Origin of the sequence: Methyloversatilis universalis FAM5 (assembly GCF_000214035.2) — a bacterium.
Classification (GTDB): domain Bacteria; phylum Pseudomonadota; class Gammaproteobacteria; order Burkholderiales; family Rhodocyclaceae; genus Methyloversatilis; species Methyloversatilis universalis.
This window is the reverse complement of the sequence record NZ_AFHG01000028.1, coordinates 98,038-108,533: the sequence shown is the minus strand read 5'-3', so window position 1 is coordinate 108,533 and position 10,496 is coordinate 98,038. Positions and strand designations below refer to the sequence as shown.

10 protein-coding genes are annotated in these 10,496 nt (G+C 67.1%); 6 read left to right on the top strand and 4 right to left on the bottom strand.

The genetic code is table 11. From position 1 onward, the window contains the following. Window positions 1–89: 89 nt before the first annotated feature. The 3 genes from ftsZ (at window position 90) to METUNV1_RS00640 (ending at window position 2,509) form a co-directional block, all read left to right on the top strand. Window positions 90–1,253 (top strand): cell division protein FtsZ, encoded by a 1,164-nt coding sequence (gene ftsZ / locus METUNV1_RS00650; RefSeq protein ID WP_008057815.1) that lies wholly within the window; start codon window positions 90–92, stop codon window positions 1,251–1,253. A 119-nt stretch (window positions 1,254–1,372) separates the two neighbouring features. Next, window positions 1,373–2,317, top strand: a complete 945-nt coding sequence (gene lpxC, locus METUNV1_RS00645) for a UDP-3-O-acyl-N-acetylglucosamine deacetylase (RefSeq protein ID WP_008057813.1) — start codon at window positions 1,373–1,375, stop codon at window positions 2,315–2,317. Between the two features lie 9 nt (window positions 2,318–2,326). Further along, complete coding sequence (locus METUNV1_RS00640) at window positions 2,327–2,509, top strand: hypothetical protein (protein WP_008057811.1); 183 nt, start codon at window positions 2,327–2,329, stop codon at window positions 2,507–2,509. Between the two features lie 27 nt (window positions 2,510–2,536). On the opposite strand, the gene METUNV1_RS00635 is transcribed toward METUNV1_RS00640, so the two are convergent. Further along, window positions 2,537–2,974, bottom strand: coding sequence for a DciA family protein (locus tag METUNV1_RS00635; protein WP_008057810.1), 438 nt, complete (start codon window positions 2,972–2,974; stop codon window positions 2,537–2,539). A gap of 22 nt (window positions 2,975–2,996) precedes the next feature. Between METUNV1_RS00635 and METUNV1_RS00630 the strand changes: the two genes are divergently transcribed. The 3 genes from METUNV1_RS00630 to METUNV1_RS00620 all read left to right on the top strand — a co-directional run bounded on the left by METUNV1_RS00630 (window position 2,997) and on the right by METUNV1_RS00620 (window position 8,173). Continuing rightward, window positions 2,997–3,962 (top strand): M23 family metallopeptidase, encoded by a 966-nt coding sequence (locus METUNV1_RS00630; RefSeq protein ID WP_008057807.1) that lies wholly within the window; start codon window positions 2,997–2,999, stop codon window positions 3,960–3,962. Between the two features lie 193 nt (window positions 3,963–4,155). Further along, window positions 4,156–6,885: a preprotein translocase subunit SecA gene (secA, locus tag METUNV1_RS00625; protein ID WP_008057804.1), complete on the top strand. Its 2,730-nt coding sequence runs from the start codon at window positions 4,156–4,158 to the stop codon at window positions 6,883–6,885. A gap of 79 nt (window positions 6,886–6,964) precedes the next feature. Beyond that, a complete protein-coding gene (locus tag METUNV1_RS00620; protein WP_008057802.1) occupies window positions 6,965–8,173 on the top strand; it encodes an aminotransferase class I/II-fold pyridoxal phosphate-dependent enzyme in 1,209 nt (402 codons plus the stop codon). Between the two features lie 10 nt (window positions 8,174–8,183). Here the strand turns inward: METUNV1_RS00620 and METUNV1_RS00615 are convergent, their stop codons facing one another. The 3 genes from METUNV1_RS00615 to pyrC all read right to left on the bottom strand — a co-directional run bounded on the left by METUNV1_RS00615 (window position 8,184) and on the right by pyrC (window position 10,466). Then, window positions 8,184–8,879 carry a DUF3025 domain-containing protein gene (locus METUNV1_RS00615; RefSeq protein WP_008057798.1) on the bottom strand — a complete coding sequence of 232 codons (696 nt, stop codon included), beginning with the start codon at window positions 8,877–8,879 and terminating at the stop codon, window positions 8,184–8,186. A 95-nt stretch (window positions 8,880–8,974) separates the two neighbouring features. Beyond that, complete coding sequence (locus tag METUNV1_RS00610) at window positions 8,975–9,406, bottom strand: hypothetical protein (protein ID WP_008057796.1); 432 nt, start codon at window positions 9,404–9,406, stop codon at window positions 8,975–8,977. Between the two features lie 16 nt (window positions 9,407–9,422). Beyond that, entirely contained in the window at window positions 9,423–10,466 is a 1,044-nt protein-coding gene (pyrC, locus tag METUNV1_RS00605; RefSeq protein ID WP_008057793.1) for a dihydroorotase, read from the bottom strand. Window positions 10,467–10,496: the final 30 nt, after the last annotated feature.

The following is a 10,496-nucleotide window of genomic DNA, read 5'->3' as shown; positions in this document are numbered from 1 at the left end:
GCGATCACTAAATCTAGTGGTGGCGCGCGTTTTGTAGCCGCAGGGGCTCTCGGGCCCCGAGGCGTTCGTGGAAAACAGGAGGGCGGGTAATGTTCGAGATTCTCGACAAGGAGCCGGTGGGCGCAGTGATCAAGGTGATCGGCGTCGGCGGGGCCGGTGGCAATGCGGTCGATCACATGATCCGTGAAGGTGTGAACGGCGTCGAATTCATCGCCGCCAACACCGACGGCATGGCGCTGAACCGCAATCTCGCTCCGGTCAAGATCCAGCTCGGCAAGAACGGCCGTGGCGCTGGCGCCAAGCCGGAAGTGGGTCGCACCGCCGCCGAGGAATACCGCGAACACCTGGCCGACCAGATGCGCGGCGCGGAAATGGTGTTCATCACCGCCGGCATGGGCGGCGGCACCGGCACCGGTGCAGCCCCCATCGTCGCCGAAGTGGCCAAGGAAATGGGCATCCTGACCGTGGCCGTGGTGACCAAGCCCTTCGACTACGAAAACCGCATGCGCGCCGCCGAAGCCGGCATCGAGGAACTCGCCCGCCACGTCGATTCCCTGATTGTCGTGCTGAACGAGAAACTGATGGAAGTGCTGGGCGAGGACGCCAGCCTGGAAGACGGTTTCAAGGCCGCAGACAACGTGCTGCGCAACGCGGTGGGCGGCATTGCCGAAATCATCAACATCCCGGGTCTGGTGAACGTCGACTTCCAGGACGTGCGCACCGTGATGGGTGAAATGGGCCGTGCCATGATGGGTTCGGCCGAAGCCGCCGGCATGGACCGCGCCCGCATCGCCGCTGAACAGGCCGTCGCCAGCCCGCTGCTCGAAGGCGTGGAACTGTCCGGCGCGCGTGGCGTGCTGGTGAATATCACCGCCAGCCGCTCGCTGAAGATGAAGGAAGTGAAGGACGCGATGGAAACCGTGCGCGCCTTCGCCGCCGAAGGCGCCCACGTCATCTTCGGCACCGTGTTCGACGATTCGATGGAAGACCGTCTGCGCGTCACCGTGGTCGCCACCGGCCTCGGCGCACCGCGCGCGATGAGCAGCAAGCCGCCGATGACCATCATCCGTACCGGCACCGACGACGTCGCGATGCCGGCGGCCGCCACCGGTACCGACTACTCGCATCTGGACATCCCGGCGGTCATGCGCGGCCGCGGTGGCCGTACCGCCTCCTCCGCGGTCGAAGCCATGCGCGCCAATGGCGTCGAAACGCTGGACATCCCGGCCTTCCTGCGCAAGCAGGCAGACTGAGCACGCTCTGCAGCATCCGTCCGGTCACCCCGCCCGACCGGACGGATACGCCCTGTTACACGGGCATGACGCGAAGGTGAGATAATCGTGAATATCCGCTTTCAGCCGTCGTTCCAGCCATGATCCGGCAACGCACCCTCCGCTCCATCGTCCGCGCCACCGGCGTCGGTCTTCATTCCGGCCTCAAGGTCAATCTCGAACTGCGCCCCGCGCCGGTCGATACCGGCATCGTGTTCCGTCGCGTGGACCTGACGCCGCCGGTCGAACTGCGCGCGGATGCCCATGCGGTCGGTGACACCCGCCTCGCCTCCTGCATTGGCCGAGAAGGCGCCACCATTTCCACGGTCGAGCATCTGATGTCGGCACTGGCAGGCCTGGGCGTGGATAACGTGTTCGTCGATGTCGACGCCCCCGAGCTGCCCATCATGGACGGCTCGGCGTCGACCTTCGTCTATCTGATCCAGCAGGCCGGCATCGTCGAACAGCAGGCCGCCAAGAAATTCGTGCGCGTGCTGAAGACGGTCGAGGTGAAGGACGGCGACAAGTGGGCGCGGCTCGACCCGTACGAAGGGTTCAGCCTCGAGTTCTCGATCGAGTTCCGCCACCCGGCGATCGAACGCACCGGCACCCGGGTGAAGGTGGATTTCGCGCACCAGTCCTATATCGACGACGTGGCGCGCGCACGCACCTTCGGGTTCATGCACGAGGTCGAGTACCTGCGCCAGAACGGGCTGGCCCAGGGCGGCAGCCTGGACAACGCCATCGTGATGGACGAGTACCGCGTGCTCAACAGCGACGGCCTGCGCTACGCGGATGAATTCGTGAAGCACAAGGTGCTGGATGCCATCGGCGACCTCTACATCCTCGGCCACCCGCTGCTGGCGGCCTTCACCGCGCACAAGTCGGGCCACGCGCTGAACAATGCGCTGCTGCACGCACTGCTGGCCGAACAGGGTGCGTGGGAGTGGGCCAGTTTCGATCAACCGGCCGCGACGCCATCGGCGGTATCGCACCAGTACCAGCCGCTGATCGACGACAGCGGGTCTGCACCTGCGTTCGCCTGAGCACCGCGCGTGCTAATCGTCCGGCTGATCGGGGTACTGCTGATCATCGCGGTCGGCGCCTGCTTCCTCGCCTTCGTGCTGACCGGTGACCGCCGCTATCTGGCGTTCGCCTGGCGGCTGATCCGCTACGCGGTGATCGCGGTGCTCGGCTTCTTCGCCCTGCTGGCGCTCGAACGCGTCATCGTCCTCTAGCGCGTCCGCGCACCCGCCTCGCGCCGCTCACACCTTCTTCGCGCGCTCGATCAGATGTTCGATCGCCTGCCTGAGCGCGCTGTCCGCCTGCAGGGATGACAGCCCCGCCTGCAGACCGCGACGGGCCTGCTCGCTCACCGGTCTGGCCACCACCGGCGCAGGAACCCGTGGCGGATCAAACGCTTGCACCTTCACCCTGACTTCGGTAACCTCCCCCGCACTTTCCTGCAGCGCGATCCGGGCGCTGGGCAGCAACTGCTTCAGCCGGTGAGCAACAGCGCCCGACGAGGCGCTGACCACCACAACACCCTGCTTCACATTGATCACTCGACTGACTTTCGTCAGCTCGGGCGGCAGAAATTTTTCATACGCCCTCTGCACGCGGGCAATCAGCCTCACATGTGCAGACAGGGTAGCCAGTGCGTCCTGCGCGTCGAGATGATGGTGCAGCGGGCGTGCGGACATAAGAAGATTCTTGGGAGCGGATGTGCAGATTATTCTGGTTTCCGACCGCCTGACAACGGCCAAGGCCATCACGATACGGCCCTGGCACCTGTTCGGCGCACTGTTTGCCTTCACAACGCTGGTCCTGCTGCTCGCATCGGCCTTTTCCTTCATCACGCTGAAGCACGCCAGCAGCCTGCGTCTGCCGGTGATCGACGAAATGATCACCGCCGCCCGGGTGCAGGAAACCGAGCGCAGCGAACAGTTCGTCCGTGAAAACCTGAACACGATGGCGATCAAGCTGGGCCAGATGCAGGCGCAGCTGATACAGCTGGACACCCTGGGCAGCCGGCTGGCCAAGCTGGCCGGCGTGAAGCCACCCGAACCGGTCACAGACCGCCCGCTGCCCGGACGCGGCGGCCCGCTGATCACGCCGGAAACGCTTTCGGCCACCGAGCTGGAAGCGCAGATGAAACACTTCTCTGACCTGCTGGCCCAGCAGGACGACTATCTGGGCGTGATCGAGTCGGAACTGCTGCTGGACCAGGCCACGCTGTCGCTGGTGCCGTCCACGCTGCCGGTCACCGGCGGCACCTGGAACGCATCCGGCTTCGGCTGGCGCATCGACCCCTTCAACGGTTCACGCGCAATGCATGAAGGCGTGGATTTCGTCGCTGACGTCGGCACCCCCATCATCGCCGCCGCCGCGGGCGTGGTGATCGATGCCAGTTTCCACCCCCAGTACGGCAATGTGGTCGAGATCGACCACGGCCGCGAACTGACCACCCGCTACGCGCACGCCAGCAAGCTGCACGTGAAGCCGGGCATGGTGGTACGCCGCGGCCAGAAGATTGCCGAAGTGGGCAGCACCGGCCGGTCGACCGGCCCACACCTGCATTTCGAAGTGCGGGTCAAGGACGTCGCCCAGAACCCAAACCGCTTCCTCGAACTGGCCCGCAAGGCGCTGCCGCCGGGCGCCCGCACCGAAACCGCCAGCCGTCAGCCCTGACGGGGCGGGTGCCGTCCGCAGGCCGCCCGGCCGGGAACCCGGGCCGCCGCCTCCAGTCCTTTCCTGCAGCCGGCGACTTCGTCACGCAACACCGCCGGCGCAAGCTGGTCACCGGACCGGGCCGCTCCGGCCCGCATGCTAGAATCCGCGACTTTTCCGCCATCGGTTCGCCCGCCACAGGCCTCTGTCTTCGATGATTGCTTCCCTGTTCACCAAGATCTTCGGCAGCCGTAACGACCGCCTGCTGAAAAAGTATCGTCCGGTCATCGCGCGCATCAACGCGCTGGAATCCGAACTGTCCGGACTGAGCGATGAAGCGCTGGCCGGCAAGACCGCGGAATTCAGGCAGCGCCTGGCCAACGGCCAGACGCTGGACGACCTGCTGCCGGAAGCGTTCGCCGTCGTACGCGAAGCGAGCAAGCGGGTGCATGGCATGCGTCACTTCGACGTGCAGCTGGTGGGCGGCATCATGCTGCACACCGGCAAGATCGCGGAGATGCGCACCGGCGAAGGCAAGACGCTGACCGCGACGCTGCCGGTCTACCTGAACGCGCTGGCCGGCAAGGGCGTGCATGTGGTGACGGTGAACGACTACCTCGCCAGCCGCGACGCCGAACAGATGGGCAAGCTGTACGGCTTCCTCGGCATGAGCACCGGCGTGAACCTGTCGCGCATGCCGCACGACGAAAAGCAGGCCGCCTACGCCGCCGACATCACCTACGGCACCAACAACGAATTCGGCTTCGACTACCTGCGCGACAACATGGTCTATTCGACCGGTGAGCGGGTGCAGCGCGGCCAGCACTACGCCATCGTCGACGAGGTGGACTCCATCCTGATCGACGAGGCGCGCACGCCGCTCATCATTTCCGGCCAGGCGGACGATCACACCGATCTGTACGTGAAGCTCAACGCGGTCGCGCCCCTGCTCACCCGCTGCGAGAAGGAAGACGGTCCGGGCGACTACTGGGTGGACGAAAAGGCGCACACCGTGCTGCTGACCGAAGCCGGTCACGAGCACGCGGAAGAGATTCTGGTCCAGCACGGCCTGCTCGAAGCCGGCCGCAGCCTGTACGAGCCGGCCAACATCACGCTGGTGCACTTCCTGTACGCCAGCCTGCGTGCGCACAACCTGTATTTCCGCGACCAGCAGTACGTGGTGCAGAACGGCGAAATCATCATCGTCGACGAATTCACCGGCCGCTTGATGCCGGGCCGCCGCTGGTCCGACGGCCTGCACCAGGCGGTGGAGGCGAAGGAAGGCGTGCAGATCCAGGCCGAGAACCAGACCTTGGCCTCGATCACCTTCCAGAACTACTTCCGCATGTACGGCAAGCTGGCCGGCATGACCGGTACGGCCGATACCGAAGCCTACGAATTCCACCAGATCTACGGTCTGGAAACCGTAGTGATCCCGACCCACCGGCCCATGGTGCGGAAGGACAACAACGATCTGGTCTATCGCACCGCGAAGGAAAAGTACGCCGCGGTCATCGCCGACATCAAGGACTGCCACGAGCGCGGACAGCCGGTGCTGGTGGGCACCACCTCGATCGAGAGCTCGGAGCTGCTGTCCAATCTGCTGAACCAGGAAAAGCTGCCGCACCAGGTGCTGAACGCCAAGCAGCATGAACGCGAGGCGGACATCGTCGCACAGGCCGGACGGCCGGGCGTCATCACCATTGCCACCAACATGGCCGGCCGCGGCACCGACATCGTACTCGGCGGCAACGTCGAGAAGCAGGTGCAGGCGCTGGAACGCGACGACAGCATGGGCGAGGCGGACCGCGCCGCGCGCATCGAGAAGCTGCGCAGCGAATGGTCCTCGCTGCACGAACAGGTGGTGAAGGCCGGCGGCCTGCACATCATCGGTACCGAACGCCACGAGTCGCGCCGCATCGACAACCAGCTGCGCGGCCGTTCCGGCCGTCAGGGCGACCCGGGTTCGTCGCGCTTCTACCTGTCGCTGGAAGATCCGCTGATGCGCATCTTCGGTGGCGAGCGCCTGAACGCCATCATGATCCGTCTCAAGATGCCGGAAGGCGAGGCGATCGAGCACGCGATGGTGAACCGCTCGCTGGAGTCGGCGCAGCGCAAGGTCGAACAGCGCAACTTCGACATCCGCAAGCAGCTGCTCGAGTACGACGACGTCGCCAACGACCAGCGCAAGGTGATCTACGAACAGCGCAACGCGCTGCTCGAAGCCGAAAACATTTCGGAAACCATCAGCGCGATGCGCCACAGCGTGCTGGAAGACACCTTCCGCCAGTACGTGCCGGCGGAAAGCGTCGAGGAACAGTGGGACCTGGCCGGTGCGCAAGCCGCCTTCATGTCCGAGTTCCGCATCGACACGCCGTTCGCTGAATGGATCGCGGCCGAGCCCAACCTCGCCGACGACGATCTGCTGAAGCGCGCGCAGGACCTGTCGGACGACCAGTACGCGGTCAAGGTGGCGCTGGTCGGTGCTGAATCCTTCGGCCAGTTCGAGCGCAACGTGATGCTGCAGAGCCTGGACAGCCACTGGCGCGAGCACCTGGCTGCGCTGGACCACCTGCGTCAGGGCATCCACCTGCGCGGCTACGCACAGAAGAACCCGAAGCAGGAGTACAAGCGCGAAGCCTTCGAACTGTTCGAAGGCCTGCTCGATCAGGTGCGCATCGAGGTCACCCGCGTGCTGGTGAATGTCGAGATCCGTTCGCAGGAGCAGATCGAGGAAAGCGAACCGACGCCGCCGCAGCTCGACAACATGCGTTTCACCCACGCCGATTTCGATCCGTCCATGGCACGCGACGACGTGGATCCGCTGGCGCCGCCGGCGGGCGACAACGCTCCGGCGCAGAGCGGTCCCAAGGTCGGCCGCAACGACCCCTGCCCCTGCGGCTCGGGCAAGAAGTACAAGCAGTGCCACGGCCGCCTCGCCTGAGGCAGTCCTGCACTTCGGGGCGGCCTCAGGGCCGCCCTTGTTGTTTCCGCCGCCCGTACGGCCACAGGAGCCTTCCGACATGAGTACCGGCCAGCCTGCGCCCCTCTCCTTTGCGGTGTCCCGGCGCGCCCGCGACGTCGCGCCCTTTTTCGCGATGGAAATCGGCAAGCAGGCGGCCGCGCTCGACGCGCAGGGTCAGCGGGTGATCCGGCTCAATATCGGCGAACCGGACGAAGGTGCGCCGCCGGCGGCGCTGGCCGCGCTGCGCGCGCAGCTGGACGGCCAGGCGCTGCCCTACACCGACGCGCTCGGCCTGCCCGCCCTGCGCGGCGCCATCGCCGGCTTCTACCGGCAGATGCACGGCGTCGAGCTCGATCCGGGCCGGGTGGTGGTGACTGCGGGCGCCTCGGCCGCGCTGCTGCTGCTCACCGCAGCGCTGGTCGATCCGGGTGACGAAGTCATCGTGGGCGACCCCTCCTACCCCTGCAACCGCCAGTTCCTGACCAGCTTCGGCGCCGACATCCGGCTGGTACCCACCGACGCGGCCAGCCGCTTCCAGCTCGACGCCGCCGCGGTGGCCGCGCACTGGAGCCCACGCACCCGCGGCGTCATGCTGGCCACGCCGTCCAACCCGACCGGTACCTCGATCGCGCCGGCGGAACTGGACGCGATCTGCGCGCTCACCCGCGCCCGCGGCGCCTGGTGCATCGCCGACGAGATCTACCTCAACCTGCAGCAGGACGACGCGCAGGGCCGCGCGCCGCAGACCGCGCTGGCGCGCAATGCCGAGGTCTGCGTGATCAACAGCTTCTCGAAGTATTTCGGCATGACCGGCTGGCGGCTGGGCTGGTCCGTGCTGCCGGAGGCGCTGGTGCCGGCGGTCGAGCGGCTGGCGCAGAACTACTACATCTGTCCGCCGACCACTGCCCAGATTGCCGCGCTGGCCTGTTTCACGCCGGAATCGCTGGCGGTGTGCGAACAGCGCCGCGCCGGCTTCGCGCAGCGCCGGGCGTGGGTCACCCGCGGCCTGACCGACATCGGCCTGCCGCCGGCGGTCGCGCCGGACGGCGCCTTCTACGCCTGGTTCGACGTGAGCGAGACCGGCCTGTCCGCATGGGACTTCTGCCAGCAGGCGCTGCAGCAGGTTCAGGTCGCCCTCACCCCCGGCCGCGACTTCAGCGTGCTGGAGCCGGAGCGCTATGTCCGCCTGTCCTGCGCCGCCTCAGTCGAGGATCTGGATGAAGGGCTGGCGCGGCTGGGCCGCTTCGTCGCCGGCCTGCACGGCTGAAACCGGGCGCTCAGGCGCGCGCCGGGCGGAACTGCCGGGTATCGTCGAAATAGGCGGGATCGAGATTGTCCGGCGTCATGCCGGGCAGGCCCAGCACCGGCAGCGGCTTCAGATCGCGCGGTGTGGCTGGCCACTGTCCGGCTTCGATGCGGGACGCCAGCCAGCGGTCGAAGGCCGCGACATTGGCGAGCACATCGGCGGCGCCGCCCGGCAGCTCGTCCACGTGCAGATGGAGCACCTTGGCGCACAGACCGACGTGCGGCGCACGCGCCTTGTCCATCAGCGCATGCCCGATCACGTGCAGCCGGGCCCGTTCGAGCGCGGCGCGACGCTGATGCATGGCTTCCCGCCAGCGGTGGCCACGCAAAGCATCGATCAGCGCCGCATCGTCGCTCACCAGCACCAGACCGTCCTCATCGAACTGGGTCAGCGCGTCGCGCACCGGGCCGCGCTCGCCGGCCGGGCGCAGCGCGATCTCGGCGCAGTGGCGGGCATTCATCGCTGCCTTGATGCGCGGGTAGCGCAGCCATACCAGCGCGTTGAACAGGTCGTGCCAGCAGGCGTCGCGGGTGGGCACCCGCCCGAAGGCGGCGATGCGCGCCTCGTAGCCGCCGGGCTCGCCCGGCGCATCGGCGGTGAAGGTGAGCGGGATGCCGGCAGGGTTCAGCGGCCGGCCCACGGTCGCGGCCAGCCGGTCGATGCACACCGCGTCGGGCGGACCGTCCGCCGGCAGGCGCTGCAGCAGGGCATGGACACCCTCATGCAGCGGGCTGGTGCCGACGAGGTCGGCGAGCGACGGCGTCAGGATGGGTCGGCGTCCTTCTTGACCGGCACGAAGGTGAATTCTTCGCCCTTCTTGCGGAAGGTGCCGATCGGCGCCGGCTCGGTGGCCGGCTTTTCGATCACCGCGAACACGCAGTCATTGGTATTCACCGCATACCAGCGGCTCGACCCCTGACGCAGCACGTAGCGGTTCGGCTCACCGCCGTCGAATACGGTCACCACCGCGGTATTCAGGCGCGCCGGCTTCATGTCGAAACGGCGCTGGCAGGTCGGCATGCGCGACACCACCACCGCCATCTCGTACTGGTCGCTCCAGAAATACGGCCTTTCGCGGTTGATGATGAGGGCGTGTTCCTTGCCCTCGATCATCCAGGCGGCGGTATCGATCTCGCAGCCCGCCAGCAGGGCGGCGAGCGGCAGCAGAAGCAGCTTGCGCAGGTGTCGTGTCATGGGTGGACGGCCGGAGTCATTCGAGGCGCCAGGCCACGCGCTCACCTGCGCGCAGCGGCACCAGCACATCACCATCGGCAAATTCCTGTTCCGCCTTGACCTCCCACGACTCGCGCACCAGCGTGATCTGCGACGCATTGCGCGGCAGGCCGTACCAGTCCGGGCCGTTGAAGCTGGCGAACGCTTCCAGCCGGTCGAGCGCACCTGCGGCATCGAACGCTTCGGCATACAGCTCGATGCCGGCGTGCGAGGTGTAGCAGCCGGCGCAGCCGCAGGCGGCTTCCTTGGCGCCCTTGGCGTGCGGCGCCGAATCGGTGCCGAGGAAGAAGCGGCGGTTGCCCGACGTGACCGCGGCCACCAGCGCCTGGCGATGCACTTCGCGCTTGAGCACCGGCAGGCAGTAGTGATGCGGCCGCACGCCGCCGGCGAAGATGGCATTGCGGTTCATCAGCAGGTGATGGGCGGTGACGGTGGCGGCGATGTTGTCACCGGCCGCGGCGACGAATTCGGCGGCGTCCTGGGTCGTGATGTGCTCGAACACCACGCGCAGCGCCGGGTGACGGGCCAGCAGCGGGCGCAGCACCCGTTCGATGAACACCGCCTCGCGGTCGAACACATCGACGTCGCCGTCGGTCACTTCACCGTGAATGAGCAGCGGCAGGCCACGCTCGGCCATGCGGGCGATGGTGGCGTCGCAGCGCGCGACGTCGGTCACGCCGGAATCGGAATTGGTGGTGGCGCCGGCCGGATAGAGCTTCACCGCTTTCACGAAACCGGATTCGATCGCGCGGTCGATCTCGTCCGGCGCGGTATTGTCGGTCAGGTAAAGCGTCATCAGCGGCTCGAAGGCCGGCAGGCCCGGCGTGGCGGCGTGGGCCGCCAGGATGCGGTCGCGGTAGGCGGCGGCCAGCGCCACCGTGGTGACCGGCGGCCGCAGATTCGGCATCACGATGGCGCGCGCGAAGCGGCGCGCGGTGTCCGGCAGCACCGCTGCGAGCGCGGCGCCATCACGCAGATGCAGGTGCCAGTCGTCGGGGCGGGTGAGGGTCAGTCGGTTCAAGGGCGTTCCAATCCAGTCATCAAGGCAGGC

Bases quoted from the DNA above. Each gene is read 5' to 3' on its own strand.
- METUNV1_RS00635 (WP_008057810.1), bottom strand. From the start codon at position 2,974: ATGTCCGCACGCCCGCTGCACCATCATCTCGACGCGCAGGACGCACTG.
- secA (WP_008057804.1), top strand. From the start codon at position 4,156: ATGATTGCTTCCCTGTTCACCAAGATCTTCGGCAGCCGTAACGACCGC.
- METUNV1_RS00620 (WP_008057802.1), top strand. From the start codon at position 6,965: ATGAGTACCGGCCAGCCTGCGCCCCTCTCCTTTGCGGTGTCCCGGCGC.
- METUNV1_RS00610 (WP_008057796.1), bottom strand. From the start codon at position 9,406: ATGACACGACACCTGCGCAAGCTGCTTCTGCTGCCGCTCGCCGCCCTG.
- lpxC (WP_008057813.1), top strand. From the start codon at position 1,373: ATGATCCGGCAACGCACCCTCCGCTCCATCGTCCGCGCCACCGGCGTC.
- ftsZ (WP_008057815.1), top strand. From the start codon at position 90: ATGTTCGAGATTCTCGACAAGGAGCCGGTGGGCGCAGTGATCAAGGTG.